Annotated in this window: 30 protein-coding genes and 12 tRNA genes; 17 read left to right on the forward strand and 25 right to left on the reverse strand. The window is 30.0% G+C overall.

The annotated features are described in order from the left end of the window. The 4 genes from ACO5J6_RS01080 to ACO5J6_RS01095 form a co-directional block, all read right to left on the reverse strand. On the reverse strand, positions 1-249 hold the full coding sequence (locus tag ACO5J6_RS01080; RefSeq protein WP_485641519.1) for a DUF3310 domain-containing protein: 249 nt from the start codon (positions 247-249) through the stop codon (positions 1-3). Between the two features lie 8 nt (positions 250-257). Continuing rightward, positions 258-815 (reverse strand): hypothetical protein, encoded by a 558-nt coding sequence (locus ACO5J6_RS01085; RefSeq protein ID WP_485641520.1) that lies wholly within the window; start codon positions 813-815, stop codon positions 258-260. Positions 816-917: 102 nt separating this feature from the next. Next, positions 918-996 (reverse strand) — tRNA-OTHER (locus ACO5J6_RS01090). Positions 997-1,138: 142 nt separating this feature from the next. Next, positions 1,139-1,381, reverse strand: coding sequence for a hypothetical protein (locus tag ACO5J6_RS01095; protein WP_485641521.1), 243 nt, complete (start codon positions 1,379-1,381; stop codon positions 1,139-1,141). A 368-nt stretch (positions 1,382-1,749) separates the two neighbouring features. Between ACO5J6_RS01095 and ACO5J6_RS01100 the strand changes: the two genes are divergently transcribed. After that, positions 1,750-2,130, forward strand: coding sequence for a DUF2513 domain-containing protein (locus ACO5J6_RS01100; RefSeq protein ID WP_485641522.1), 381 nt, complete (start codon positions 1,750-1,752; stop codon positions 2,128-2,130). Here the strand turns inward: ACO5J6_RS01100 and ACO5J6_RS01105 are convergent. The 5 genes from ACO5J6_RS01105 to ACO5J6_RS01125 form a co-directional block, all read right to left on the reverse strand. Then, a complete protein-coding gene (locus ACO5J6_RS01105) occupies positions 2,107-2,301 on the reverse strand; it encodes a hypothetical protein (protein ID WP_485641523.1) in 195 nt (64 codons plus the stop codon). The genes ACO5J6_RS01100 and ACO5J6_RS01105 overlap by 24 nt on opposite strands. Before the next feature lie 176 nt (positions 2,302-2,477). Then, positions 2,478-2,699: a hypothetical protein gene (locus ACO5J6_RS01110; RefSeq protein WP_006807855.1), complete on the reverse strand. Its 222-nt coding sequence runs from the start codon at positions 2,697-2,699 to the stop codon at positions 2,478-2,480. Positions 2,700-2,865: 166 nt separating this feature from the next. Beyond that, positions 2,866-3,423: a hypothetical protein gene (locus ACO5J6_RS01115; RefSeq protein ID WP_485641524.1), complete on the reverse strand. Its 558-nt coding sequence runs from the start codon at positions 3,421-3,423 to the stop codon at positions 2,866-2,868. Beyond that, positions 3,413-4,366, reverse strand: a complete 954-nt coding sequence (locus tag ACO5J6_RS01120) for a hypothetical protein (RefSeq protein ID WP_485641525.1) — start codon at positions 4,364-4,366, stop codon at positions 3,413-3,415. The genes ACO5J6_RS01115 and ACO5J6_RS01120 overlap by 11 nt, the downstream gene beginning before the upstream one ends. Before the next feature lie 201 nt (positions 4,367-4,567). Then, complete coding sequence (locus ACO5J6_RS01125) at positions 4,568-4,990, reverse strand: helix-turn-helix domain-containing protein (protein WP_485641526.1); 423 nt, start codon at positions 4,988-4,990, stop codon at positions 4,568-4,570. A gap of 190 nt (positions 4,991-5,180) precedes the next feature. Here ACO5J6_RS01125 and ACO5J6_RS01130 point away from each other — a divergent pair, with 190 nt between their 5' ends. From ACO5J6_RS01130 to ACO5J6_RS01170, 9 genes are all read left to right on the forward strand, one after another. Continuing rightward, entirely contained in the window at positions 5,181-5,492 is a 312-nt protein-coding gene (locus ACO5J6_RS01130) for a hypothetical protein (protein ID WP_485641527.1), read from the forward strand. A 14-nt stretch (positions 5,493-5,506) separates the two neighbouring features. Then, entirely contained in the window at positions 5,507-5,656 is a 150-nt protein-coding gene (locus ACO5J6_RS01135) for a hypothetical protein (RefSeq protein WP_485641528.1), read from the forward strand. A gap of 2 nt (positions 5,657-5,658) precedes the next feature. Further along, entirely contained in the window at positions 5,659-5,946 is a 288-nt protein-coding gene (locus tag ACO5J6_RS01140) for a hypothetical protein (RefSeq protein WP_485641529.1), read from the forward strand. Continuing rightward, positions 5,947-6,123 carry a hypothetical protein gene (locus ACO5J6_RS01145; RefSeq protein ID WP_485641530.1) on the forward strand — a complete coding sequence of 59 codons (177 nt, stop codon included), beginning with the start codon at positions 5,947-5,949 and terminating at the stop codon, positions 6,121-6,123. A gap of 11 nt (positions 6,124-6,134) precedes the next feature. After that, positions 6,135-6,812, forward strand: a complete 678-nt coding sequence (locus ACO5J6_RS01150; protein ID WP_485641531.1) for a lambda-exonuclease family protein — start codon at positions 6,135-6,137, stop codon at positions 6,810-6,812. A 12-nt stretch (positions 6,813-6,824) separates the two neighbouring features. Next, a complete protein-coding gene (locus tag ACO5J6_RS01155; protein ID WP_485641532.1) occupies positions 6,825-7,739 on the forward strand; it encodes a DUF1351 domain-containing protein in 915 nt (304 codons plus the stop codon). Then, the gene (locus tag ACO5J6_RS01160; protein WP_485641533.1) at positions 7,740-8,669 is read left to right on the forward strand and encodes a recombinase RecT; all 930 of its coding nucleotides are present in this window, start codon (positions 7,740-7,742) and stop codon (positions 8,667-8,669) included. It begins immediately after the preceding gene. A gap of 34 nt (positions 8,670-8,703) precedes the next feature. After that, positions 8,704-9,153, forward strand: a complete 450-nt coding sequence (locus ACO5J6_RS01165; protein ID WP_485641534.1) for a YopX family protein — start codon at positions 8,704-8,706, stop codon at positions 9,151-9,153. Between the two features lie 68 nt (positions 9,154-9,221). After that, positions 9,222-10,604 (forward strand): recombinase family protein, encoded by a 1,383-nt coding sequence (locus tag ACO5J6_RS01170; RefSeq protein ID WP_485641535.1) that lies wholly within the window; start codon positions 9,222-9,224, stop codon positions 10,602-10,604. A 16-nt stretch (positions 10,605-10,620) separates the two neighbouring features. Here ACO5J6_RS01170 and ACO5J6_RS01175 read toward each other — a convergent pair. The 13 genes from ACO5J6_RS01175 to ACO5J6_RS01235 all read right to left on the reverse strand — a co-directional run bounded on the left by ACO5J6_RS01175 (position 10,621) and on the right by ACO5J6_RS01235 (position 15,621). After that, a tRNA-Phe gene (locus ACO5J6_RS01175) sits at positions 10,621-10,696 on the reverse strand. A gap of 27 nt (positions 10,697-10,723) precedes the next feature. Next, positions 10,724-10,813 (reverse strand) — tRNA-Ser (locus tag ACO5J6_RS01180). Between the two features lie 73 nt (positions 10,814-10,886). Further along, a tRNA-Glu gene (locus ACO5J6_RS01185) sits at positions 10,887-10,961 on the reverse strand. 4 nt (positions 10,962-10,965) lie between these two features. Further along, positions 10,966-11,042, reverse strand: a tRNA-Ile gene (locus ACO5J6_RS01190). Positions 11,043-11,045: 3 nt separating this feature from the next. Next, positions 11,046-11,122, reverse strand: a tRNA-Arg gene (locus tag ACO5J6_RS01195). Positions 11,123-11,142: 20 nt separating this feature from the next. After that, positions 11,143-11,218: transfer RNA gene (locus tag ACO5J6_RS01200), tRNA-Lys, on the reverse strand. A gap of 4 nt (positions 11,219-11,222) precedes the next feature. After that, a tRNA-Gly gene (locus tag ACO5J6_RS01205) sits at positions 11,223-11,298 on the reverse strand. Positions 11,299-11,346: 48 nt separating this feature from the next. Continuing rightward, positions 11,347-11,434 (reverse strand) — tRNA-Leu (locus ACO5J6_RS01210). Positions 11,435-11,625: 191 nt separating this feature from the next. Further along, the gene (locus ACO5J6_RS01215) at positions 11,626-14,118 is read right to left on the reverse strand and encodes an AMP-binding protein (RefSeq protein WP_485641536.1); all 2,493 of its coding nucleotides are present in this window, start codon (positions 14,116-14,118) and stop codon (positions 11,626-11,628) included. Positions 14,119-14,286: 168 nt separating this feature from the next. Continuing rightward, positions 14,287-15,297, reverse strand: a complete 1,011-nt coding sequence (asnA, locus tag ACO5J6_RS01220; RefSeq protein ID WP_485641537.1) for an aspartate--ammonia ligase — start codon at positions 15,295-15,297, stop codon at positions 14,287-14,289. Between the two features lie 36 nt (positions 15,298-15,333). Continuing rightward, a tRNA-Arg gene (locus ACO5J6_RS01225) sits at positions 15,334-15,410 on the reverse strand. Between the two features lie 14 nt (positions 15,411-15,424). Continuing rightward, positions 15,425-15,518, reverse strand: a tRNA-Ser gene (locus ACO5J6_RS01230). Between the two features lie 17 nt (positions 15,519-15,535). Beyond that, positions 15,536-15,621: transfer RNA gene (locus tag ACO5J6_RS01235), tRNA-Ser, on the reverse strand. A 395-nt stretch (positions 15,622-16,016) separates the two neighbouring features. Here ACO5J6_RS01235 and ACO5J6_RS01240 point away from each other — a divergent pair. Genes ACO5J6_RS01240 through ACO5J6_RS01270 form a run of 7 tightly spaced genes read left to right on the forward strand, consistent with a single transcriptional unit; the run spans position 16,017 to position 22,145 of the window. Further along, positions 16,017-18,032, forward strand: a complete 2,016-nt coding sequence (locus ACO5J6_RS01240) for a PRD domain-containing protein (RefSeq protein ID WP_485641538.1) — start codon at positions 16,017-16,019, stop codon at positions 18,030-18,032. A gap of 15 nt (positions 18,033-18,047) precedes the next feature. Then, entirely contained in the window at positions 18,048-18,482 is a 435-nt protein-coding gene (locus ACO5J6_RS01245) for a PTS sugar transporter subunit IIA (protein ID WP_485641539.1), read from the forward strand. Positions 18,483-18,493: 11 nt separating this feature from the next. Further along, on the forward strand, positions 18,494-19,819 hold the full coding sequence (locus ACO5J6_RS01250; RefSeq protein ID WP_485641540.1) for a PTS galactitol transporter subunit IIC: 1,326 nt from the start codon (positions 18,494-18,496) through the stop codon (positions 19,817-19,819). 2 nt (positions 19,820-19,821) lie between these two features. Then, on the forward strand, positions 19,822-20,106 hold the full coding sequence (locus tag ACO5J6_RS01255) for a PTS sugar transporter subunit IIB (RefSeq protein ID WP_485641541.1): 285 nt from the start codon (positions 19,822-19,824) through the stop codon (positions 20,104-20,106). 4 nt (positions 20,107-20,110) lie between these two features. After that, positions 20,111-20,947, forward strand: a complete 837-nt coding sequence (locus ACO5J6_RS01260; RefSeq protein WP_485641542.1) for a class II fructose-bisphosphate aldolase — start codon at positions 20,111-20,113, stop codon at positions 20,945-20,947. Then, positions 20,947-21,627 carry a triose-phosphate isomerase gene (locus tag ACO5J6_RS01265; protein WP_485641543.1) on the forward strand — a complete coding sequence of 227 codons (681 nt, stop codon included), beginning with the start codon at positions 20,947-20,949 and terminating at the stop codon, positions 21,625-21,627. Before ACO5J6_RS01260 ends, ACO5J6_RS01265 begins: the two co-directional genes overlap by 1 nt. 2 nt (positions 21,628-21,629) lie before the next feature. Then, complete coding sequence (locus ACO5J6_RS01270) at positions 21,630-22,145, forward strand: YjbQ family protein (protein WP_485641544.1); 516 nt, start codon at positions 21,630-21,632, stop codon at positions 22,143-22,145. A gap of 129 nt (positions 22,146-22,274) precedes the next feature. Here ACO5J6_RS01270 and ACO5J6_RS01275 read toward each other — a convergent pair whose 3' ends face one another. The 3 genes from ACO5J6_RS01275 to gltX form a co-directional block, all read right to left on the reverse strand. Beyond that, the gene (locus ACO5J6_RS01275; RefSeq protein ID WP_485641545.1) at positions 22,275-22,676 is read right to left on the reverse strand and encodes a hypothetical protein; all 402 of its coding nucleotides are present in this window, start codon (positions 22,674-22,676) and stop codon (positions 22,275-22,277) included. Between the two features lie 89 nt (positions 22,677-22,765). Further along, a complete protein-coding gene (locus ACO5J6_RS01280; protein WP_485641546.1) occupies positions 22,766-24,157 on the reverse strand; it encodes a hypothetical protein in 1,392 nt (463 codons plus the stop codon). Positions 24,158-24,452: 295 nt separating this feature from the next. Then, complete coding sequence (gene gltX, locus ACO5J6_RS01285) at positions 24,453-25,955, reverse strand: glutamate--tRNA ligase (protein ID WP_485641547.1); 1,503 nt, start codon at positions 25,953-25,955, stop codon at positions 24,453-24,455. Positions 25,956-25,989 lie beyond the last annotated feature (34 nt).

Below are 25,989 nucleotides of genomic sequence, written 5' to 3' on the forward strand. Positions count from 1 at the left end.
TTATCCCTCCATTTCTTTTATGATCCAGTCCATATATTTTCTGGCTTTTTTAATATCTTCAAGTCCATTTTTGTTTTCTTCCCGAATTAAGTATTTGAGTATATTCCCTTTGCAAAATCCGATAAACTTTTCTTTTCCTAAAATGGACCGTACAACATCAATACTCTCTATATCCAATCCGTTGAATTTGTAATGCTGCGGATTGTTGATGTTGTCTACGTTTCCTATTATTTCTGATTTTTCTCCCACATTTCCTCCTAAAATAATTTCATTTGTTTGATTTTTTCTTCTTCAAATTCAAACGTTATCTTAGTTTCAACGTTCTCTTTGTCGAAAATAATAAATATACTATGAAAATTACTTCCGTCCCGTTTCTTCCAATTTTTATCGTAATAATTCACTCTACGGGTTGGAATATATATTTCAAGCTTTGTATTATATTTCTCGAAAATTTCGTGTCGCTTTACACCGCCCAAAGCTTCTATCGGTAATACTAAACACGTCCTTTTCCCGCTTTCAAGGCACTTTTCAATTACAGCGTCCTTTATAGAAAAAGGCGGATTTGTGATAATATAATCAAAATTATATTTATTACTTTTGAGAAAATCGTTTATTCCGTATATAACTTCGTGCCCTTGCTCTTTCAACTGTTTCACAAAATTTGAGTTTTCAGTGTCGAAAGGACATAAAATTTTACTTTTTGGCAGCGGATTTAGAAGTTCAATCATTTTATTAACTGTTTTAATATCCGTATACCACTCATCTGAATAAAAATTTTTGGTTACGTTATTTAGTCTTTTGCTTACTTTTCTCATTTTTTATATTTCCTCTTTTACCGCCCTGTAGCCGAAATACAAGGCGGATATAATAAATTAAAATTTCAAGGGAGGTTTTACACCTACCTTTCAAAATATATTCGGACTGTGCAGGAGTCGAACCTGTCATATAGGATTTACTCGAGTTTACCCATGCCTTAACCTTTCAGCCATACAGTCCATACAAGCAGACTTCATCGTCTGCTAAAAATATAGTTTTAAACCCCTTTGAAATTGGGGTAGTCCGAGTTGTCAACTATTAGTTGACAGTTCAACCGACTTCATCGTCAGCAAGTTTTAATGAGTTTCTTCTCTCAAAAGAATTATTTGAAATTCTCTAATAAAATCTTTCTTCTTCTCCACAAAATTGAATATCCCCTATTACTAACATAAATTTGATGTTTACTTAAATGTTCTGTTTCCATGTTATATAATAGAATATATCCTTTTGTCTTTTTTCCGTGCTGTTTACTAACTCCTCCAATTTCTTCTTTATTTCCACTTTCTTCAATAAGAACAAAGTCCTTATATTGTCTGCATTTTTCTAAAAATTCTTGAAAAGTCATTTTCTTTTCCCTCCTATATTTAGTGATATTTTGCTGTTGAAAAACACAAAATCTTGTGCTATAATTTATTAGTAACCTATTACGTATGTTGCTAATAAGACTTTAAATAATTATATATACACGTAAACTCCAATCTACCAAATATATAATTATTAGAAAGGAGTAAAATATGGCGAAAGCTACATCCGGAAAATCTGGAAACAAGGTTAAAATTGTTTCAGTAGGTTCTTACACCAAGAAAGACGGCACAAAGGTTCCTGCTCATAAACGTTCAACACCAAATTAATCTTCAAGAGCCTGAAAGGGCTCTTTTTCACTTTCGGGGTATAATATATTGCCAAACATCACATACGAAAGGAGGTGTTTTTATGCGTTTAAATCCTGATTGCATTCGTGATATTCTGCTTCAAACTGAAAATGGCAGTTTTAGAATTTATCACTCTTCACGAAATAACGAAGCTGCTTTTAATGACTTAGAATTTCTCAAATCATACTCATTTGAAGAGGTTACTTATCATATAAAGCAATGCGTTCTAATGAATTTTATTGAAATCTCTGAATCTATAAAATATATTGATATCCATGACTTGTATCCAGAGGGACATACTTTTTTGGCAAATATACGTGATGATAACAACTGGAATAAGACTAAAGATATAGCTAAAAATATAGGTTCATTTTCATTGGGAGCCTTAAGAGATATAGCCGCCAATATAATTTCAAATTTAATCACTAATAATTTCAAGTAGTTGTGTTTCTATAAATTCAATTTTCAAAATCATTGTATTCCCAGTTTTAGAATTTACATTTTCGGAGTTTTGGATTTCATATCCACAAACTCCTTCTAACTCTAAATCATCAATGAATATTTGTCTTGCTTTTCCATCTGATTGAACAATTTTTATTTTGTGTTTCTCCATTAAACAGCCTCCTTTCTTTTAATTTCCAACATTTAGCCATACAATTTGTTTATCCTAATGAAAGGAGTGATACCGTATGGCTGATAATGAGAAAAAAATTGATAAAATCATTGATTTATTGAGAAAAATTCTCAAAAAAATGAAATAATTTTATCCGTTTTAATCGGAATTTATAACTAAAAATTTAAACCTAAGTCAATTTTTAATTCAGACTGTACGTCTAATAAAAAATCCAACTTAGGAAATATCCCATTTGCCAATCTTTTCATATTATCTGAAAAAGTTTGAGGGGTCATATCTATCTTTTTAGCTATGATTTTTTGTGATAACTTTTTTCTTTTAAGTTCAATATTTATTTTTGAATAAATATCTATTGCAATTTTTTCTTTTCTATCCATATCTACTCACCTCTTTTTTATTTTATCCGATAAAATCGGAAAAGTCAAGTTATTTTTATAAATAAAAAATAAAGACCTACTAAAAGTCTTTATTTTATCTATTATCTAATCTTATATTAGATCATTTTCTAAGGCTTGAGAAAATACTATATCTTACTTTAAATTCTCAATTTGTATCTATTGTTAATAATATTACCATTGTTCTAAATAAGAATAAAAATACCAATGCTGCATGTCCACATATTATGAATGATAGTAATTCCATCCATTTATCTTTTAAAAAAAACAAAAATATTATGACAACAAAAGAAAAAAATAGCACCAAAATTTCATATATTATACTATCATATAGTTCAACTAAAATATCTTTCTTACTTTTTTTTTGACTCTTTTCAATCATTTCAGATACTCTAAATAAAGCATTTAATAAAAAACCAATCATAAGTGCCAAAATTGTTGAAATAGTTGATAAATATTCCTTACTAATTGAAACATTTAATACAAATTTCATAATTATAGAGATTATAATTGGACTAACAAAATATAATAAAATTCTTCTCTTTGATATAACATAACTTTCATTTCGATATATTTTTAAAATCTCCCAAAAATTAAGCAATATTCTATTAATTCTTAATTTTAATAACTCTTGAATCAATAATAATAATAAAAATAAAACTATTAAAGCTGTCAAACTTGATATAATTAATTCTTTATTTACCATCTCCAACACCAACTTTTATATCGTTATATTCTTCTTCAAACAATTTCAATACTTTTTCAAAGTTTTCATCACATTTTTCGTATTTTTCCGTTACATCTAAAGTAGTTTGGTTAGCTTCTATTTTTCCATATTCTTCTTTCAAATTTACTGTTTTAATTTTACCATTAACTTTGACGTTTGTACAGATTTTTTTTATATTCTCCTCGTCAAAATTATAATGAAATATTTTTTCTGAAATTTCATCTAATCTTCCATTTATCTTTTTTATTTTTATAATATTTTCTATTTTAGTTTCCTTTGTTTCATACATTTTCTCTATCTCATTTACTGCTCTTATATCAGGAAAATCTTTTATAAAAACAGTAATTTCTCTTACCATAGATTTCTTTAATAACTCTTGGTAATTCTCATAATTAAAGACTTTTATTTCCAAAACATACCCTGCTGTTTTCAGCTGACTATCAACAATTTTCTTATAAACTTCAACAACAGAAGATTTTATCCCTAATTTGTTTGTTTTTTGAAGCAACAATAACAAATACTCTTCTTTTTTACCATTTTCTGTTATTGCTAAAGGTCCCATATAAAAATGAAAATTAGGTGCTACAACACCATTTTTCTTATTAAGAGTAATTTTTTCTATTTCTATTTTTTGTTCTTTTCTTTTTAAAATATCAATATCCGTATCTACAGTTTCTCCATAAGAAATTTTCCCAAATATATTTCCATTTTCTAACTTTTTTAATCTTTTAACATTATAAATTTTAGAATCATTTATTTCTGGATGACCTATCTCTTTATCCTTTCCAATATCATTTGAAAATTTTTCATAAAAAAGCTCTAAAATATTTTGCTCAAATATATTTTTTTCTTTTATTGACACGAATCTACCATTTGATTTATTTTTTAATCTGATTCCATACAAAGCAATACTAACTCCCATTTTAAGATAACTCCCTTTATATAATTTATATTTTAAAATTTTACATATACTTTTTTCTTATTCACTTTCCACATATTTTTTCAATATATTTAAAAGTTTCTCTTCATAATCATACAAATCCTTTAAAGAATTAATTTGTATTTTTTCTTCTATAACAGCTCCTCTATTCTCTCCTTAAATTCCATAGTAATATACTCTCCTTTATAAATTATTTATTTCTTTTTTCGTAATTTCAATTAATTTTTCTACTTCGCTAATTTTTCCACTTTTCATGCTTAAATATTCTATTTTTTCAATTATATAATTTAAAATATTTTTCTGTTCTTCTGTTCCTATCAATTTTAATAATACCGATAAACTATCAAGAAACTCATCACTTTTATCACTCAACAGCTTTTCTCCAATATCCTTTGGTAGCATGCTGGCAAATAACTGTTCTCTTTCTTTTTTTGTTAATTTTAGTGTTTTAGATAGTAAATCTATAGTAGCTATTGTGGATTTATTTTTCCCTGTTTCAATATCTCCAACTGTTCCTCTTCCTAATCCTGCTTTATCAGCAAGTTCTGTTATTGTTAAATTTCGACTTTCTCTCAATTTTTTTAAAGTTACACCTAATTTTTCCATTTTTCTTCCTTTCTTAAAGGCTATTTTATTATATTATACTTCATTTTTAAAATTTTTATCAAAAATAACTTGACTTTTCCGATTTTATCGGATATAATTATTTTGTAATAACAAAATAAAGGCTATTTTATTTTTTTTAATCATTATTTCCGATTTAATCGGAATAAGTGAAATAATTAAGGAGGCAACTATGAAACAATACGCAGGAACAGGATATGATAGAAAATACGAAGCAGCGGCTTCAGACTGGAGAGATAAGGAATACGACAATTACTGTGCAGCCCAAGATGAGTATGATAGGCAGATACAAGAAAAGTTTGAGGAGCTATTCAATGAATTAGAAACTTATCATACAAGCAATTATGACGAGTTATCCGAAAATGAATGGGTAGCTTTAAAGGATTATTTCAGAGAATATAGTTATAGTTTTGATACTACATTTTCGGAAGTAATAGAAAGCTATCAGGAAGAACTTATAGAAAAATACAATTTTATGATTTAAGGAGGAAAAATGAGATGAAAATAAGAGATTTACTACAGGGATTAGGCGTATTTTGTATGCTTGCAGCAGGAGGAGCAGGGAATATATTTACAGCATTATTATTAATTTCTATAGCTTTTCCGTTAGTTTATTTCACTGGCGGATTTAAAGAGGAGGAAGAATAATAATGAATAAAAATTTAGGAGAAAAAATAGGAACTTTTGAACATATTATTACTAAAGGAGTATGCATAGAAACATATGTAGACTTCTATAATGACGGAGGGAAAATAAACTTACAGATATATCATTCCAACCCTCATTACGAGTATTGCAGAAAATTCTACAACTGGAAAGGAGTTAAGTTCCCAGCTGATAAAAGATTCCGACTAGTTTGGGAGAATGACTACAAAGAATTCTACGAAAAATTTGCAAATGAAATAACAAAAATAAGAAATAAAATTCAGGAGGGATAAATGAGAGAAAAAGACGAGGTAATTGAAAAATTAGAAGAGTTGATTTTAGAATTAAAAGCCAGTACACAAATTCAGGGACTCAAAATAAAAGATATAAAAGATTATTCCATGTTTGACTATGAACGTGGAAAAATCGAAGCTCTTAAGTGGGTTTTAAAAAAAATAAAATATATTTAAGGAGAAAAAATATGCAATACAGAGAATTAGAATACAAGAACAAAGATGAGTGGCACGAGCTTCGGCGGAAACATATTGGAGGCAGTGATATTTCGGTGTTAATGGGTTATAACGAATATAAAAATATTGTAGATTTATGGAAAGAAAAGACTGGGAGAAAAAAGCAAGATGACTTATCCGACAACGAAGCAATCCAAAGAGGTGTTAAAAGCGAAGATTTGCTTATAGAACATTTTCGGATTAACAATCCTGAATATTTGGTAAGTAAACTTGAAAAAACTCTTGAAAGCCTAAAATATCCGTTTATGAGTGCTAATCTTGACGGAACTTTGGAACATCGGGAACTTGGCAAAGGAGTACTGGAAATTAAAACAGCCACTTGTTTTAACTCAAATCAGTACTACGATATTTGGCTAGTGAAAGATGAAAATGGCAGATATACAGTTGATGACATTCCAATTAATTATTGGCTACAGATTCAACATTACTTAGCTGTTACAGGCTGGCAATACGCAATATTGTACGCTGATATAAAACTGGCGTTTCAGAATGAAAGACATGTTTTAAAAAAATATATCTGTCATAGGAATGAAGAAGCAATAAAAGAAATAATAGAAAAGGAGCTGGAATTCAATTCATACATCATAAATGATATTGAGCCAGTTTATAAAAGAAAATTGCAAATATAGGAGGATAAACATATGGGAACAAACGAATTACAAGTTGTGGAGTTCGAGATAAAAAAATTAACACCAGCAAAAATAGAAAGTAATATTGAAGAACTGGAAAATTTTATGATAGCTGTGAAAGAAAAATATCACGACTGGATAGTTACAGAAGATGAAATAAAAATTGCTACAGAGGAAAGAACAAAATTAAATAAATTAGAAAAAACAATATCAGAAGAAAGAAAGAGAATTCAGAAAGAAGCTAACGCAGATATTGAAAAGCTTATAGAAAAACTTAAAATTGCTGAAAAAGAAACAAAGACATTATCAAGCAATATTGCGGAACAAATCAAAGAGTTTGAAGAAAAAGAATATCAGAAAAAACTGGAAAAAATTGGAGAAATAAAAGAACAAATCTTTTCAGAAAACAGGTTACTGGAACAATGGTTTACAGTAAATGAAAAATGGAAAAACAAGACAATGACACTCAAAAAAATTGAGGAGGAAATAAAAGAACAGTTTGAATACTGGAGTAAAAGATACAACTTTATTACTTCTCAATTAACAGCAATAAATGAAGAAATAGAAAATAAAATAAGCTTTGAAGATGTACAGTATTTAATGATTGCAGAGTACGACAGTATCATGAAAAAGCTTATAGAAAAAAAGAACGAAATCAAAGCTACAGAAGAAAATATGAAGAAAAAAGCAGAAGAAGAAAAGCAAAAAGCCTTGGAAGAACTGGAGAAGAAAAAGGAACAGGAAAAACAGGAAGCAGTGGCAAAAGCTACTGAAGAAAAAGTAGTAGAAACAAAAACAGAAAATGCAGATAAAAAAGGAACATATATCTGTATCAAAGTTAGTGGACTAAGTGAAGAAGCTACAAATGATTTATTATCAGTAATCAGAAAACATGAACTAAAATATGAAAAAAAGGAAGTGAAATAAATGGATAATACAAATAAATTAGCAAAGAAAAATAGCAATGTAGGAAAGAATACTTTAAAAGCATTAGTAAATGCTGATGTTACTAAAAAGAAATTTCAGGAGATGTTGGGAAATAAAGCAGCAGGATTCTTAACATCATTAATGAATACAACAAATGGGAATGCTCAACTTCAACAGGCAGACCCAAACAGTATTTTAAAAGCAGGAGCAATTGCTGCAACATTGGATTTGCCAATAGACCCAAACCTAGGATTTGCCTATATAGTTCCGTATAAAAACACTGTAAAAGACAAATTCGGAAATGTTGTAGAAACGAGAAATGAAGCACAATTTCAAATGGGCTGGAAAGGATTTTATCAACTCGCAATGAGAACAGGACAGTACAAAAGAATAAATGTTACTGAACTATATGAGGGGCAATTCGAGAGCTATGATTCGATTACAGATGAACTGAAATATAATCTTGATAATAGACTTAGCAATGAAATAACTCATTATATTGCTTATTTCAAAACTTTAAATGGGTTTGAAAAATACTTTGTGATGAGCAAAGAAAAAATAGAAAATCATGCTAAAAAATTTAGCAAGACATACAGCTATAACGGCTCGAGTTGGAAAACTAACTTTGACGCTATGGCTAAAAAAACAGTTTTAAAGCTATTATTAAGCAAATACGGAATGTTAAGCATTGAAATGCAGACAGCACAGAAAGCAGACCAGGCTGTAATAAGAGAATTTGACAACAATAATAATATAGAAGTCGAATACGTTGACAATGAACAAAATACTACTGATGTTTCAGAGAATGCAAATGAAACTCCACAGGAAGCTGAAGAAGTTCCGGGAGAAAATACTGATGAAGTTGATGACGAAGATTTAAAAAAAGAACTCTTCGGAAACAAAGGATTTAATTCTGCGGACCAATTTTAAAAATCGGGGTTAATTGAAAGAACGGAGGAATAAAATGAGAATAATAAAATTTAGAGTATGGGATATCATAAACAGAATGTGGTTAAACAACTTTAATATTAATCTGCTGAATATAGGCGACCTGTCAAATGTAGAAATAAATCAATATACAGATTGCACAGATAGCAAAGGTAAAATGATATTTGAGGAGGATATACTGCTATCCTCAAATGAAAATGGAACTTTCTTACAACTAATTGGTTTTGGAGACAGCGAGAGGGATTATGACTGTATGCTGCAAGGATTTAAAATCATAGATGGCTATACTTTAGAAAATGATGATTATGAGATTGACGAATGCAAGCCATTAACACAGGAATTAGTAAAGAAACATAATATACCAATTATCGAAAGCGAAGGTGGAATTATTATGGATGGTTGGTGGGTTATTGGGAATAAATACGAAAATCCCGAATTAATGGAGTTGATCGAGAATGAAAAATAAGGAAATAGTAAATCTAATAGTTTACAAATTAAAAGTTTTAAAAGACAAGCAGGAAAAGAGGATAAAAAATGCGTCTTAAAGCAATTATCTATGCGAGAGTTAGCACAGAAATGCAAGAAGATAATAATAGCTTAAAATACCAAATTTTAAAAGCTAAAGAATATTGTAATAATAAAAATTATGAAATATATCAAATTATTGAAGATGTCGAAAGCGGAGGCAAAGATGATAGAGACGGATTCAACAAATTAAAAAAAGAAATATCAATGAAAACATTTGATGTATTGGTAGTATTCGAGACTTCGAGAGTTTCAAGAAATTCAAGAACACTTATAAACTTTATTCACGATATGTTTATTAAAAATATAAAGTTTGTTTCAATATCACAGCCTGAACTTGATACTACCACTCCTACTGGGAGTTTATTTTTTCAGATTCATGCAAGTTTTGCAGAATATGAGAGAAAACAAATCTCAATTAGGGTTAAGACAAGTAAAAAAGCTCGTGCAAAAGACGGAATTTGGCAAGGCGGATTTCTTCCGATAGGATATACAAAAGATAAAGACAATAATATTATAATTGATGAAGAAAACGCTAAAACAGTCCGAGAAATATTTGATGAGTATCTATTAACTCATTCCTTAAAATATCTTTCTGAAAAGTTCAAAATTCATATTTCAAGTATAAGATATATTTTGAAAAATAAATTTTATCTCGGATATATACCGTATGGAAAACAAGAAAATATTCTTGAAACTAATTCTTTTAAGAGAAATAAAGATTTTAAGTACCAATTTAAAGGTAAACATGAAGCTATAATTTCAGAAGATATCTTTAATAAAGCAAACCAAATCATTGATAATAGAAGTATAGTAAGAAGTGAAGGACTTCTGTTTTCAGGATTATTACATTGTCCTTGTGGCGGAAGAATGTACCGTTCAAAGACAAGAAAATGGAATGACTATAAATGCTCCAAATGTAAAAAGTCCGTCAGTCAAAAAAGAATCGAACCTGTCATTTTTAAAGAATTGCTTAATTTAGATAACTTGAAAAGTTTAAATGATGTAAATATCCAAGAAAATATATCTAAACTTTCCTTGAAAATCGCACAGGAAGAAGAAAAAATAAACAATTTGGAAAGCAAAAAGAACAAACTGATTAACTTATTGACTGATGACATTTTAACTAAAGATGAATTTATAAAAACAAAAGAAGATATTGATATTAAAATCAAAAACCACAATGAAAAAATAGATACTTACAAATCTATGATTGAGTTTGAAGAAAAAAAATCGAATCAGAAAGACAATATCGAAATATTAAAGTCAGTAGTAAAAAATTTTGATGAGGAAGATATTACAGAATTAAAAGAGATTTTTAGGCTTTTAATAGAAAGAATTGATATAATAAAAAAAGATGCTTTATCGGTAAACATCATTCTTAGAATATAGCGTCAGTGAAAATATATGGTGCCCAGACGCGGAATCGAACCACGGACACAGGGATTTTCAGTCCCTTGCTCTACCGACTGAGCTATCTAGGCATAATTTTAATTATATTTTTAATTAAATGGCGGGTGAACAGGGACTCGAACCCTGAGAGCTTATATCAGCTTTATCGGTTTTCGAGACCGACCCCTTAGCCATTCGGACATTCACCCGAAGGTACTCTATTATAAAAAACTTTTTCTAAAAAAAATACCACAACAACAATTATGGTAGCAAACTTAATAATGGTACGCCCTAGGAGGATCGAACTCCTGTTGCCGGGATGAAAACCCGATGTCCTAACCACTAGACGAAGGGCGCATGATGGTGGATCCAGCTGGACTTGAACCAGCGACCGCTCGGTTATGAGCCGAGTGCTCTAACCAGCTGAGCTATGGATCCATATGGCGTGCCTGAAGAGATTCGAACTCCTGGCCCACGGCTTAGAAGGCCGTTGCTCTATCCAACTGAGCTACAGGCACGCATCATAATAAACTGGTAATGGTGAGCCATACTGGAATCGAACCAGTGACACCATGATTAAAAGTCATGTGCTCTACCGACTGAGCTAATGGCTCATAATGGAGCGGGAGACGAGGGTCGAACTCGCGACATTCAGCTTGGAAGGCTGACACTCTACCAACTGAGTTACTCCCGCAAAATTATGATTTGCATCATTTACTAATCATCATTTTCTAAAATCTAGTGGTGCCTCGGGCCGGACTTGAACCGGCACGGTAATAATTACCACAGGATTTTAAGTCCTGTGCGTCTACCGATTTCGCCACCAAGGCATAATCCTCAATCACACTGACAAGGTAGATTATATATTTTTTCTACGGATTTGTCAAGGACTTTTTTATATTTTATTTTTTGATTAGGTGCTTTTTGATACATTTTCTATCTTAAGCACCTAATCATTTTATAAAATTTTTCAGAAAAATTCAAGTTAATTTTTGATTAATAGTTTTTTGTATATAAAATTTTAATTTTCTTTTTTATTTCCTTCGACATATTCTCTTATAATATTTTCAGCTTTTTGCACTATTTCATCATATGTTCCTTCGGGCTTAAATCTTTCCAATGCTGCCACTTCTATTTTCTTAGGTTTAGGAAATTTCATAAATCTTGAATATGCTTCAAATCCGCCTTTTATACCTAAACATTGTATATCTATGTTCAATTCTTTTGCAATTATAGCGAAAACTTTTTTGAATTTTCCTACTTTTCCGTCTTTTGTTCTCGCTCCTTCAGGAAATATAAGAACATTTTTTCCGGCTTTTACATGAGCAGCTATTTCCTCAACACTTTTTTTAATATTTTTATTTATATCTATCAGAACAACATTTCCATTGCTTACAAGTAATTTCATAAGTCCTTTTTTAAAATACCAGTCTATAGCTAAAAACATCGTATTATACAGTATTTTATGCGGCAACAGACTTCCCAGAACGAGTGAATCAATAAAACTCTGATGATTTGAAACAAATATTTGCTGTTCTGCAATTATACTGTCCCTGTTGACTCTTTTTAGTCTGAAATATACTTTTAATGCTACATCCAATAAAGGTCTTAGCACTTTAGTAATCCAACGGTTTCTTTCTTCAACAGCAGGAGCTTCGGCTATTATCTTTTTCCAGTCGACTTCAGAATCTTCTATTTTAGTGGCCTTTTCATTAATATATTCCGACAATGCTTTCAAATTTGACATTTCAGAAAATTGTTCCTCATTCAGTTTTATTCCAAAGCTGTTTTCAATATATGCAAATAGTTCCACTATATCCAGTGAGTCCATTCCTATTTCCAGCTCCAAATTTTCTTCAGGTAACGGCTCTACACCTTTCAATTTTTTTATATATTCTTTCAATATTCTATAAACTTCCGTATCAGGTTCTTCGACTTTTTTCTTTTCAGTAACATTTTTTTCATATAAATTCGGAAGCATAAACCTTCTTACTTTTCCTACTCTTGTTTTAGGCAGTTCCTCTTCATAAAGCTTATAATCCAGTATTTTTTCATGATTGTGAACTGTCAGATTGTAGTCTTCTATCACATTTTTTATATATGCTTTTATATTTGTAATTCCTTTTTTTCTAAATTCCAGTAATTCAGGAACTATGATTGCGGCTATTTTGTCATTATAACCGAATACTCCTATTTCCTTTATTAAATAATTGCTCTTAGCTATAACTTTATTTTCAATAGTTTCAGGGTCAATATTTTTTCCATTTGAAAGAACAATCATACTGTTTTTTCTTCCCCGTATTGTAATGTATCCTTCGTCATCAATATCTGCAAGATCGCCTGTCTTGAACCAGCCGTCTTCCGTTATGACTTCTGCCGTTTTTTCAGGTTTATTGTAATAACCTTTCATAACTATAGGTCCTTTTACCCATAATTCCTCATCTACTACTTTTACTTCAATATTTTCGAGTTTTTTTCCAACTGTTCCTATTTTTCTTTCTTTTTGAGAATTTACCGCTATTACCGGCGAAGTTTCAGTCAATCCGTATCCTTCCAGCGAATATATCCCCAAGACTTCATAAAATTCGGCAATTTCAGCATCGAGTTTGGCTCCTCCCGAAACAATAAAATTAAGATGTCCTCCAAATTTATCATGAACTTTTTTAAATACTTTTCTTCTTAATTTAAATGACTTTATTTTACTCATAATTTTATATATAAGTCTTGTTATAAATTTAGAATCTATCTGCTGTTTTATTCCGTCATAAAATAATTTGAAAACTCTCGGAACTCCTACAAGTGCAGTAACCCTGTTTTTGCTTAATGCTTCAAGGATTTCCTTGCTTGCAACTTTCTCAACAAACACTATTGATGTCTGCTCCCTCAACATAAGCAGGACAGTCGCAGTCAAAGGTAATATATGGTGAAAAGGAAGCAATGCAAGTATCTGATCTCTGTACGTAAATATATTTTTTGCAAATATTCCGTCCATTTCAGAGTTTAAATTTCTGTATGTAAGCATTACTCCTTTAGGCTGCCCCGTTGTTCCGGAAGTATAGAGCATTACCGCCGTATCCTCATCTTCAGGATTGTCCAGAGTAAATTCCTTGTTTTTTATAGCTTCCAGTTTTTTATTATCAATTGAATAATTATCAACATTTATTATTTTTATTTTATCTTTTGAGACATATAATGAAACTGCTTCAGAGATATTTTTTTCTGTTTCATTTGAACATATAATTATTTCAGGATTGGAATCTTCGAGAACATATAAAATTTCTTTTGGATTACTTCCTGCATCTATTGTTATCGGAGCGGATTTTTTGTCCCATACTGCAAAAAAACTGTAAATCCATTCGACTCTGTTTTCCATTACAATTAATCCGAATTTGTTTTTCTCAAGCTCGATTACATTTTCGGAAAAATATTTTATATTTTCTATCAATTCGGTATAATTGATATGATTATTCTCAAAGTCAACTAATGCCAATCTGTCTGTCTTTTTCAAAAACATAAAATTCTCCTTTTTAAATTTATTATTTTAAGTAATTATATCATAAATTTTTAAATAATAAAATGGAACTATCTAAAAAATAACACAATAAATATAATAAAAAAATATTTATTTTTAGATAGCTCCATTATTTATAATTTTTATTATTTAGTAATCTATTATTTATAATTATAGTAAATTTATTCCATTTTCTTCGCATATTTTTATCATATCGTCCGTCCAGATAGATGCCTGAACTTCTCCAATATGTGCTTTCTGCAATAAAAACATACAAATTCTTGACTGACCTATTCCTCCTCCTATTGTCAGAGGTAATTCTCCATTAAGCAGCATTTTATGATATTCAAGTTCTTTTCTTTCTTCCAAATTGGAAATTTTGAGCTGTTTTAAAAGAGAATTTTCATCTACTCTTATTCCCATTGAGGACAATTCCAAAGCTCTGTCAAGGACAGGATTCCACATAATCAGGTCTCCATTTAGCTCCCAGTCATCATAGTCAGGAGCTCTTCCGTCGTGTTTTTCTCCCGAATTAAGAATTTTACCTATCTGCATTATGAATATTGCACCTTTTTCTTTGGCAAATTTATTTTCCCTTTCTTCGGCAGATAAATCAGGATATATGTCTTCCAATTCCTGAGAAGTTATAAATGTAACTTTTTCAGGCAAAAATTTCTTATATTTTGGATATTTATTTACAAGCATTTCTTCCGTTTTTAAAAATACTTTATATATTTTTTCTACCGTTTCTTTTAAATAGTCTAAATTTCTTTCTTCTTTTGTTATAACTTTTTCCCAATCCCACTGGTCTACATAAATAGAATGTACATTATCAAGTTCTTCATCACGTCTTATTGCATTCATATCAGTATAGATACCTTCCTGTATTGGAATACCGTATCTTTTCAATGCCAATCTTTTCCATTTTGCCAGTGAATGAATAATCTCGATAATTTCACCCTCATAGTCTTTCATTTCAAAACTTACAGGTCTTTCAACTCCGTTCAGATTATCATTTAGCCCTGTTACCCTTTTTACGAATAATGGAGCCGATATTCTTGTAAGATTTAACTCTTTAGCAAGCTCCGATTCAAAAAAATCTTTTATTAATTTTATGGCTCTCTCTGTCTCCATTATACCGTATTTAGCGTCATAATTTTCAGGAATTATAATATTTGCCATACTATTACCAACTTTCCGGTTTATTACCAATAAAAATGGCGCACCCAGCAGGAGTTGAACCCACAACCTTCTGATCCGTAGTCAGACGCTCTATCCAATTGAGCTATGGATGCATTTTATAAAAAAATGGCGGAGAAGGAGGGATTTGAACCCTCGATCCAAGTTTTAGCTCGGATACTCCCTTAGCAGGGGAGCGCATTCGGCCTCTCTGCCACTTCTCCACGATATTAAATTAATATGGCGGGTGAACAGGGATTCGAACCCTGAGAGCTTTCGCCTTGCCGGTTTTCAAGACCGGTCCCTTAGCCGTTCGGACATTCACCCACACATTACTTGGTTAGTTTATCATATTTAATTATTTTTTGTCAAGGCTTTTTTATTTAATTTTTTTCATAACGATATCAGAACTGAAAATAAATGCAGTCGGTTCATATATGCTTCTCAACTTATACATTTCCTATTTAATACATACTTTTTACTTGTTAAATTCTATTTCCGAAATTTTTGAAACAGGATTTATCAGATATTGCATATTCATATTTTAATTATATTCATATAATGTAAAATTTATTTCCAAAAAAAAATCCGTAAATTTAGTATTGAAAAACAGGGATTATTTAAATATACTTAATATATGAAAGGAGAAAGTAGAAATCAATAGTATCTCCGATAATGCAGACTACAAATATTACTATATTACAATATGAGGAGGTGTTTAAATGATATTGAACGAACGTGAAGTAAAGATTTTAGAAAAATTTTATAATAACAGGACAGTATATATTGCAGATCTTTCAAAAGAGTTTTCCGTTTCCGAGAGAATGATAAGATACAATATTGATGAGATAAACACTCTGCTTGAGTTTATTAAGACAAAACCGATAAGAAAGATAGGAAAAGGAAAATATATACTGGAAAACAGCTCGACAAAACTGTTAGATATGATAAAGGAACTGGAACCTATAAATAAATACAAAAGACAGTCATTAATTCAAATGTATCTGCTGTTTTCAGGTGAAAAAATAAATATTAAATCTCTGGCAGAAAAATTTCAATTAACGAGGATAACTATTAATGCAGATATAAAAGAAATCAACAGAATTCTCGATGTCAGAGGATTAAAAATAGCCAATAATAAAGGGCTTGTTATCATCGGGGAAAATGAAAACATAAAAAAATACAAAATTTTTATTTTGTCAGAGCAGCTGGAATTATTACTCAAAAATGACTCCAACGAATATTCCAGTAAAGTAAAAGAAATTATATTTAGGTCAATCAGCGAAAATAATTTCAAAAAAATTAAAATATTTATAGATAATATTATCAATGAAAACAAAATCAAGCTGGATGATTTAAATTATAAATATTTCTATTCTCAAATTGTAAATATTTTTTACGATGACGATGAAAATAACGATAACGAACTTAATTTATCTGACAGAAAATATGTCATTGAAAATTTAAAAAAACTGAAATTATATAAGGAACTGAGTATTCATAAAATAGATAAAATATCCAATTTAGTAGCATGGATAAAATCGTATGAAAATTATGAAGATTTTTATCAAGATTGGTTAAATGTTGAAGTATTAGTTAAAAACATAATAAAAACTGTAGAAAATAAAATATCTATACAAATATCCAAAGATAAATTATTGGAAGAATTTCTCATACAGCACCTCAAAGCGCTGATATATAGAACTCAGAAAGGATATAAATTAAAAAAAGAGGAAATTATAGGTGAAAAAGAAGAAGATGAACTATACCTTATCATTAAAAATTCTTTGGAACTAATAACTCAACTGCTGGGAAATAAAATCGAAAATGATGAAATTCATCTTTTAAAAATTCATTTTTTGGCTTCAATTGAAAGAATAAATAAATTAAAGTCCGAGCCTATAGAAGTCGTAATAATAACATCTTTGGGTCCGGGAAGTAATAAAATACTGATTGACAACATTAAGAGCAAATTTTTAATTAATGTAGTTTATATAGGTCCTTTATATAAAATGCCTTCCGTTCTCAAAGAACATAAGAACATCAAATATATTTTAACAACAACGGATATTAATGAAAATGAATATAAGGGCAAAAAAATAATTAAGATAAACACAATATTAAGCCTTGAGGATAAGCAAAAATTAGCTTCCTTAGGTTTCAGAACAAATAATAATAAGATTAATTTATCAAATCTTATCGAAGTAATATCTCAAAATTGCAGGATTGATAACAGAAACGCTCTGATTGAAAATCTGATGACTAATTTTAATGACAGGATAATAAACGATGTGAGTGAATTTATAGGAAATGAAGATGTGTTATTACCTAAAAACATTATTTTTGATTATGAAGCAGCCGATATTACCGATGCAATAGAGAAATGTTGTAAAAGTCTTGAAGGGGAATATACGGACGCTACGTATACTAAAGAAGTATTAGATATTTTTGCAAATAATCATCAGCATATAATCAGATATAACGGTGTGATATTACCTCATACAAGAAATAAAGGAAATGTATATAAAAACGGTGTTTCAATATTAAAACTTAAAAATCCTGTAATAATAAATGACACTAAAGAAAAAATAGATACGGTCGTATCATTTGTAATCAAAGATGAAAAGAATATCAGTAACAAAATAAGCAACGTAATAAATAAAGTATTCCGAGTTCAATTTAAAAAAATGATGAAAGAAAAAAACAAAATTTCAATTATTAACTATTTAATGAGTTAAAGAAAGGATAGAGCAATGTTTGAAAAAGAAAATATATATCTGGATATTGAAGCTAAAGATCATACTGAATTATTTACAAAAATGGCAGAAATATTCAAAAAAAAAGGATATGTAAAAGAAAGTTATTTAGATGCAATTATAGAAAGGGAAAAAAAATATCCTACAGGTTTTGAATTTGACGGATATAACATAGCACTGCCACATACGGATGCAGAACATGTACTTGTCCAGAAAACAGTAATAGTAAGGTTAAAAAAGGAAATCAAATATAAAGAAGTTGTATCCAACAAAGAAATACCTGTCAAACTGTTTATAATGCTGCTCGTTAAAAATGGAAACGAACAGACTGAAATATTGGAAAAACTGATAGCAATAATCAGCGAGAAAAAATTTTATGATGAAGTCATAAAGGCAAAAGATGTAAATGATTTAAAAAATATATATAATTAGGAGGAATATTTATGGTTATTTTGCAATGGTTTATCAATTTGGGAGCAACAGTAATGGTACCTGTATTATTAATACTGTTTGCCCTTATTTTAGGAACAAAGCCCTCAAGAGCTATTAAAGCAGGGATAACAATAGGAATAGGATTTATAGGATTAAATCTTGTAATAGGGCTGTTAGTCGGGTCATTGGGAGAAGCTGCCCAAGGAATGATTAAGAATTTCGGTTTTCAATTGGACGTTCTCGATGTCGGATGGCCTGCTACATCAGCAATTGCATATAGCACAGCTTTAGGTTCTTTTGCAATTCCTTTGGGAATAATTGTCAACATAATACTACTGGTATTCGGTCTGACAAAAACTTTAGACATAGACTTATGGAATTTTTGGCACGGAGCTTTTATAGGGTCTATTATTTATGCAACGACTGATAATTTTATTTTAAGTGCTTTAACAATAGTTGTCTATTATCTGTTTATATTCTGGGTAGCGGATTATATGGAGCCTGCAATATCCGAATTTTACGGATTTCCAAACATCACTTTCCCTCATGGTACAAGTGCACCCGGATACGTTATAGCCAAACCTTTAAATTATATTTTCGATAGAATACCCGGATTTAAAGACTGGGATGTAAGTCCTGAAAAAATTCAGAAAAAATTGGGATTATTTGGAGATTCTACAATTATGGGATTGATAATAGGTCTGATTATGGGAGTTCTTGCGGGATATAATACCAGCGATACATTGAATTTAAGTATGAAAACAGCGGCAGTGATGATGCTAATGCCGAGAATGGTTTCATTATTAATGGAAGGCCTCGAACCTATATCGGAGTCTGCAAGTGAATTTATAAAAAAACGTTTTCCGACAAGGGATATTTATATTGGAATGGATTCAGCACTATCAGTCGGACATCCGGCAGTTTTAGCTTCATCGCTGATACTTGTTCCTATAACAATTTTCTTGGCAGTTATCCTTCCCGGAAACAGAGTATTGCCTTTTGGAGATTTGGCGACAATCCCGTTTCTTGTCTGTCTAATGGCGGCAGTATTTAGAGGAAATATTATCAGAACGGTAATAGGCGGAACTTTATATATGGGATTAGGTCTATATATTGCAACATGGATTTCTCCATTATTTACTAAAATGGCGGAAAATGCTAAATTTGATTTCAATGGAAATGTAAACATTTCATCTTTAGCAGACGGTTCATTATGGCCGACAGCATTATTTGTATTTTTCGGTAAACATATTGCATATGTCGGAGTAATAGGTTTTGGATTATTGATGTTAGGATTGCTGATTTATCAGTCAAAAATTAAAGGAGGTAAAAAGTAGATATGAAAAAAATGTTAATTGTATGTGGTACAGGTATCGCAACGTCCACGGTAGTTATAGGAAAAATCAAGAATTGGCTGGAAGCTAATAGTTTGAGCAGTCAGGTTAAAATATATCAGGGAAAAATTGCTGAAGAAATAAACAGATTTGATGATTATGACATAATAATATCGACTACTTTGGTTCCCGATAACTATAAAGACAGAGTAATAAACGGGATTGCCCTTTTGACAGGCGTAGGAACTGAAGAAATGTACGAAAGAATTAAAAAAGAGATAGAAGGTTGATTATATGGAAAATAAGATGTCAAAAATGTTTGAAGCGGCAATGAAAGAAAAATTTGCCATTCCGTCAGTCAATTTTATAGATCTTGAAACTGTACGAGCCTATGCTGAAGTTGCCGATGAAACAAAATTACCGATAATTTTTTCAATAGCCGAAGCCCATTTGACATATATTGATCTGGAAGAAGCATTTTTGCTCGCTGAATATTATATCAAAAAATTCAACTTAAATGCAGTTATACATTTGGATCATGGGCAAAGTTCCGAAATTATAAATAAGGCCGTTCAGCTTGGTTTTGATTCCATTATGATAGACGGCTCAAGCTTACCTTTTGATAAAAATGTCAGTTTGACTAAAGATGTAGTAAAGCTCGCTCACAGTAAAGGTATATTTGTCGAGTCGGAAATAGGGCATGTCGGAAGCGGAGAATTAGTCGGTCTTTCCTGTTCTTCAGATGATGACAGCATTTACACAAGTAAAGAAGAAGCACTGAGTTTTGCTGAACTTACGAATACAGATTCTCTTGCAGTTTCCATAGGGACAGTACATGGTAACTATTCCGGAGAGCCTAAAATAAATTTTGAAAGATTAAAGGAAATAAGAAACGAATTAAATATTCCTCTCGTTTTACACGGAGGGTCCTCATCAGGAGATGAAAATCTGAATAAATGTGTCAAATATGGAATCAATAAAATAAATATTTATACAGATTTTATAGTGGCTGCACAAAATGCAAATAACTCCGAATTAGGTTATTTTGAAAACAAATATAATATGCGGGAAGCTATAAAAAACAAATTAAGACATTATTTTAAAGTCTTTGAAACAAAGAAGGTGAAATAATGAAAAAACCATTTTTTGTTGTAAATCCGAAATCGTATTTATATGGCAAAAAATTATATTCATTAGCTTTAAAAGCCGATGAAGTAGCCGATAAATACAATGTAGAGATATATTTTACAGCTCCTTTTGTAGAACTTCAAAATATTAATAAAATGACTAAAAATATTTTTCTGACCGCACAGCATATGGACGATACTAAAATCGGAAGAGGTATGGGTCATATTGTAGGTGAAATATTAGTTGACTCAGGAGTTAAAGCTGTTGTATTAAATCATGCGGAACACAAAGTCGAAAATGAAAAACTTGAATCGACTATACAGAGAGCAAAGGAATTAGGACTTAAAACAATAGTCTGTGCAAGTACCTACGATGATGTAAAATATGTAGCAGGTTTACATCCATTTTCCATACTGTGTGAGCCTACCGAATTAATCGGAACAGGAATTACGAGCGGGAACGATTATATAGATGAAAGCAGTACAATAATAAGAACTATTGACCCCGAGATATATGTAATGCAGGCGGCAGGAGTAACTACTCCCGAAGATGTTTACAATATAATATTGAGAGGTGCGGATGCTACAGGCTGTACCAGCGGGATAGTTTCAGCAGACAATCCTGAAGAAATGATTGAAAAAATGGTAATATCTTTGATTAAAGGTTATCAGGAAAGGAAATAAAAATGAAATTTACACATGATGATATAACAGTCAGAACCGTATCAAACAGAGTTTCTTATCACTGCCTTACGAAAGAAACGGAAGAAATTATTGAGAAATCGGGAATAAAAAACGGGATTGCAGTTTTGAGCAGTTCCCATACAACATGTTCATTATTCTTTGAAGAATATATGCACGATAAAAACTATTACGGAGATGAATATATACAAATAGATATAAATAATATTATGGACAGAATAGTACCTAAATGTAATACTGAAACACAATATTTCAGTCCGGGACCTGAGCATATTGAATTTGGTATAGGATTAGTAGACCCTAATTATCCTCAGGAAAAATGGACAATGTTGAATACAGATGCCCATATCAGGTCTTCTATTTTTGGAAATAATTCCCTGACTTTTATTATAAAAGACGGAAAAATGAGATTAGGTTCATTAGGAAAAATATATTTTGCCGACTGGGACCAGCTAAGGGAAAGAACAAGAAAAATTAATGTACTGATAATGGGGGAATAAATAATTCAATATAAAAAATCATCCCAAAAACAAATAAATTTGAAATAAGAGTGAAATAAATATATACTTTACTATATTTTTTCACTCTATTTTTTATTTTTGAAATGATTTCAGTTTTATTTTAATATTTTACAATTTACTGTAAATATCTATTTTTCCCACTATATGGTCTATCAGTTCTTCAAAAATAAAATTAAACCTTTTATTTGAAGAATAACAAATTATAAAACATAAATCTGTTTTAAACTGTTCCATTTTTTTATCTATTTTAATTTTTCCGTAATCTATAATTTTTTCAGTTTTTACAATTTTAATCTCTTCCTTGTAACTTTTATTTTTAATAGGACAAACTACAAATTTTATTTTCCCAAGATCTATCGTCATTTCTCTTTTTCCTCTTCTAATGGACGTTTTTCCTGTAACATCATTATTACAAATAAATTTTGCAGCTTTTTCTTTTATTTCTGTACAATTTTTGACATTTTTTAATACATAAATATGCCTGTCAAATTTTAGCCTGCCTTGTTCCATTCTCATCCTCCCCCAATTATTATTTTATAGAATATTATTTTATAAAAACTCCTTTCTCTTATATATAACTATAATTTATAAGCTATTTTTTATTTATATTTATCATATTCCATTATCATTTTATTGATTTCATCCAATTGTTTCTTGAAATCCGATCTTCTTTTCAGTTTTCCTATTTTTCTTCCAAATCTGTTTTCTTTACCGATTCTGAAAAAATAAATCGGAATATTGGAATAATTATCTATTAAATTTTGAACTTCCCCTGTAGATAATAAAAATACCTGTTCAATATCATCATTATCGCTATTATTAAGTTTTTTGTTTAAATTTTCCAGATTTACAGTTTCGACTATATCCGCTATCTCAAATAAAGTCTTTATATTCTTTCTACTTTTTACCATTTCACTATATTCCATATCTATGGCTAATATAGTCTTTCTTTTTTCTATATTTTCAGGAACTTGTGTATTTCCAGTTTCTTCTGCAATCTGATATACATATTCTCCTGTCGCTTTTTCATTTGAAATATCGCTGTTATATAATATTTCCCTTGATTTTATATTTTTCATATTAAAATTTTCTTTTTCTTTTTTCAATAAAAGTTTGTATAATTTCAATCTGAAATATGAATATATTCTGATATTTTCATTTCTGGAAATTTTATCCAGCATTTCCGATAACAGTATATAATCTTTATCTTCTTTCATTTTTACGCTTTTTGAAGTTATTCTTTTTCTTACATTTTCCTTTTCATTATATAAACTTAAAACAAAATAAGTGAAAAAATCATATTTTTCATCAACTGAAAATAATTTACCGTAACTTTCATAAAAATTCTGAAAATTTCTGAATATATATTTTATATCTTTTATTTTAAGTTCTTCTTCCATTATTTCAAACAATAATTCCTCTACATCTATATTATTTTCTTCATAATTTTTTGTTTTATGTAGATATCCTCTTTCAAATCTTTTTATTAAAAGATTTTTGATATAGTTTTTTCTCGTCATTTCAAAATTTTCTATTTTTCTTTTGATTATTTCTAACGGATTTTTAAATTCTCTATATTCCGAATAATCTATATTTAACGTTTCCAGCACAGTCTTTATATCTCTTCTTACATATTTTCTGTCATACTCACTAAGTTTCAGTTTTAAAGTAAACTTTGTTATATTAAAATGTTTTTCACTTAATAAAAGAAACAGATAAATCATTTCTCTTCTTATGCTGTTTTTAAATTTTACGATGCCATCCATTCTGAGTTTATGTTCATTTCTTTCATTATTAAAAAGTATATACCCTCTTTTACTGATAAGAGAATTTAATTTACTCCATTCAAGTAAATTGTTCAACTTTTTGATAATATCAGATAATTCGGTTTTGCTGAGGTCATAATTATCTGTTATTCTATTTTTATCAACTATTTTAAAATTCATAATTTCACGCAATATATCAATTTCTTTGTATCCAATACTTAACAAAATTTTCACCTCGCAATTTTATTATTTGTTTAAATAATACTAATAACAAGAAATTATTATCAGTTACCTATTTTTCTATTTCTTGTTTTCTGTTTCCCATTTTAAATTAGCAATCTTAAACTTTTTATCAATTAATACGATGTTAAACGATATATTTTATTGATTTTTCAACTTTGATATTACGAGGTTTTATATGAAGAATTTTTAAAGAAATTGATTTTTTCCAAAAAAAAAACAATATTAAATTTTACAATTTAATATTGCCCTCTTCTACAAAATTTATTATACCAACACATTATTTTATTATATTTTTTATTCTGTTTAATGTTCTTTCCTTACCGATTATCGCTATTACCGTGTACAAATCAGCTCCTCTTGATTTTCCTGTAATTACGGCTCTCAACGGCATAATCACAGCTGCCGGACCTTCTCCCAGTTCATCCTGCAACTCATTAAGAACTTTTTTTGCTTCTTCTTCACTAATGTTTTCATTCAGCTTATTTATTTTTTCTATAAATAATTCTATTGATTTTTTTCCTGTTTCCGTTTCCAAAGAAGAACGTAATTTTTCAACAGATTTCCTCTCTTTTTTATTCATTCCTTCTTCTATGGCAGGTAACTCAAATTTATCTTCAAAGTATATGGAAGCTATTTCAGGCAGTTCTTTTAAAGTATGAGCTCCTTCCCTTGAAATCTCTACTATCCTTTTCAATTTACAATATTCTTCTTCGGATAAATCCTCATTATTGTAATAACCTGCTCTTACAAAATAAGGAATTGCAAGTTTTGTGAGTTCATCCAAATCTTTCAGTCTCATATGCTGATTATTTACCCAACCTAATTTTGCAAGGTCAAACACAGGTCCTCCAAGGGAGATTTTATCAAAAGAAAAATTATCTATCATTTCTTTTACAGTAAATATTTCCTTATCTCCTCCAAAGCTCCAACCCATTAATGCAAGGAAATTGAGTAACCCTTCTTTTAAATATCCCTCATCAATGTAATAGTTCATTGATACGGGATTTTTTCTTTTGGATATTTTAGTCTTGTCCGCATTTCTTAGTAAAGGCATATGATACCACTCGGGTTCTTCCCAGCCAAATGCTTTATACAGCTGGACATGTTTAGGAGTGGAAGCAATCCACTCTTCAGCTCTTATTACATGAGTTATTCCCATTAAATGGTCATCTACTATATTTGCCAAATGATAAGTTGGAAATCCGTCAGATTTTAATAATACTTGGTCATCTATTTTACTATTTTCAAATACTATATCCCCTCTCAGACCGTCATGAACTATCGTTTCACCTTCATAAGGCATTTTAAGTCTTATTACATAAGGTTCTCCCGCTGCAAGTTTGGCTTCGACTTCTTCTTTTGAAAGATTTCTGCAATGACCGTCATATCCCGGTGCCTGTTTCATAGCAATCTGTCTTTCTCTCAATTTCTGCAATCTTTCGGAAGTACAGAAACAGTAATATGCTTCTCCTTTTTCCACTAATTTTTCTGCGTATTCCTTGTATATGGAAAATCTTTCAGACTGTCTGTATGGACCTCTATCTCCTCCTATATCAGGCCCTTCATCATAGTTCAGTCCCAGCCATTTCATCATGTCAAATATCTGCTGCTCCGAAGTTTCGGAAAACCTCGTCCTGTCAGTATCTTCTATTCTAAGCAGGAAATCCCCTCCATTGTGTTTCGCAAAAACATAGTTGAACAACCCTATATATGCAGTACCCACGTGAGGGTCCCCTGTAGGAGACGGGGCTATTCTTACTCTAACTTTTTTTTCAGACATAATTTTTCTTCTCCATTCATTTTTACTTTTTATT

The sequence above is a fragment of the Pseudoleptotrichia sp. genome (assembly GCF_057270515.1).

Coding starts and splice junctions, on each gene's coding strand:
- ACO5J6_RS01085 (WP_485641520.1), bottom strand. CDS start 815: ATGAGAAAAGTAAGCAAAAGACTAAATAACGTAACCAAAAATTTTTAT.
- ACO5J6_RS01095 (WP_485641521.1), bottom strand. CDS start 1,381: ATGACTTTTCAAGAATTTTTAGAAAAATGCAGACAATATAAGGACTTT.
- ACO5J6_RS01100 (WP_485641522.1), top strand. CDS start 1,750: ATGCGTTTAAATCCTGATTGCATTCGTGATATTCTGCTTCAAACTGAA.
- ACO5J6_RS01105 (WP_485641523.1), bottom strand. CDS start 2,301: ATGGAGAAACACAAAATAAAAATTGTTCAATCAGATGGAAAAGCAAGA.
- ACO5J6_RS01110 (WP_006807855.1), bottom strand. CDS start 2,699: ATGGATAGAAAAGAAAAAATTGCAATAGATATTTATTCAAAAATAAAT.
- ACO5J6_RS01115 (WP_485641524.1), bottom strand. CDS start 3,423: ATGGTAAATAAAGAATTAATTATATCAAGTTTGACAGCTTTAATAGTT.
- ACO5J6_RS01120 (WP_485641525.1), bottom strand. CDS start 4,366: ATGGGAGTTAGTATTGCTTTGTATGGAATCAGATTAAAAAATAAATCA.
- ACO5J6_RS01125 (WP_485641526.1), bottom strand. CDS start 4,990: ATGGAAAAATTAGGTGTAACTTTAAAAAAATTGAGAGAAAGTCGAAAT.
- ACO5J6_RS01130 (WP_485641527.1), top strand. CDS start 5,181: ATGAAACAATACGCAGGAACAGGATATGATAGAAAATACGAAGCAGCG.
- ACO5J6_RS01135 (WP_485641528.1), top strand. CDS start 5,507: ATGAAAATAAGAGATTTACTACAGGGATTAGGCGTATTTTGTATGCTT.
- ACO5J6_RS01140 (WP_485641529.1), top strand. CDS start 5,659: ATGAATAAAAATTTAGGAGAAAAAATAGGAACTTTTGAACATATTATT.
- ACO5J6_RS01145 (WP_485641530.1), top strand. CDS start 5,947: ATGAGAGAAAAAGACGAGGTAATTGAAAAATTAGAAGAGTTGATTTTA.
- ACO5J6_RS01150 (WP_485641531.1), top strand. CDS start 6,135: ATGCAATACAGAGAATTAGAATACAAGAACAAAGATGAGTGGCACGAG.
- ACO5J6_RS01155 (WP_485641532.1), top strand. CDS start 6,825: ATGGGAACAAACGAATTACAAGTTGTGGAGTTCGAGATAAAAAAATTA.
- ACO5J6_RS01160 (WP_485641533.1), top strand. CDS start 7,740: ATGGATAATACAAATAAATTAGCAAAGAAAAATAGCAATGTAGGAAAG.
- ACO5J6_RS01165 (WP_485641534.1), top strand. CDS start 8,704: ATGAGAATAATAAAATTTAGAGTATGGGATATCATAAACAGAATGTGG.
- ACO5J6_RS01170 (WP_485641535.1), top strand. CDS start 9,222: ATGCGTCTTAAAGCAATTATCTATGCGAGAGTTAGCACAGAAATGCAA.
- ACO5J6_RS01215 (WP_485641536.1), bottom strand. CDS start 14,118: ATGTTTTTGAAAAAGACAGACAGATTGGCATTAGTTGACTTTGAGAAT.
- asnA (WP_485641537.1), bottom strand. CDS start 15,297: ATGGCAAATATTATAATTCCTGAAAATTATGACGCTAAATACGGTATA.
- ACO5J6_RS01240 (WP_485641538.1), top strand. CDS start 16,017: ATGATATTGAACGAACGTGAAGTAAAGATTTTAGAAAAATTTTATAAT.
- ACO5J6_RS01245 (WP_485641539.1), top strand. CDS start 18,048: ATGTTTGAAAAAGAAAATATATATCTGGATATTGAAGCTAAAGATCAT.
- ACO5J6_RS01250 (WP_485641540.1), top strand. CDS start 18,494: ATGGTTATTTTGCAATGGTTTATCAATTTGGGAGCAACAGTAATGGTA.
- ACO5J6_RS01255 (WP_485641541.1), top strand. CDS start 19,822: ATGAAAAAAATGTTAATTGTATGTGGTACAGGTATCGCAACGTCCACG.
- ACO5J6_RS01260 (WP_485641542.1), top strand. CDS start 20,111: ATGGAAAATAAGATGTCAAAAATGTTTGAAGCGGCAATGAAAGAAAAA.
- ACO5J6_RS01265 (WP_485641543.1), top strand. CDS start 20,947: ATGAAAAAACCATTTTTTGTTGTAAATCCGAAATCGTATTTATATGGC.
- ACO5J6_RS01270 (WP_485641544.1), top strand. CDS start 21,630: ATGAAATTTACACATGATGATATAACAGTCAGAACCGTATCAAACAGA.
- ACO5J6_RS01275 (WP_485641545.1), bottom strand. CDS start 22,676: ATGGAACAAGGCAGGCTAAAATTTGACAGGCATATTTATGTATTAAAA.
- gltX (WP_485641547.1), bottom strand. CDS start 25,955: ATGTCTGAAAAAAAAGTTAGAGTAAGAATAGCCCCGTCTCCTACAGGG.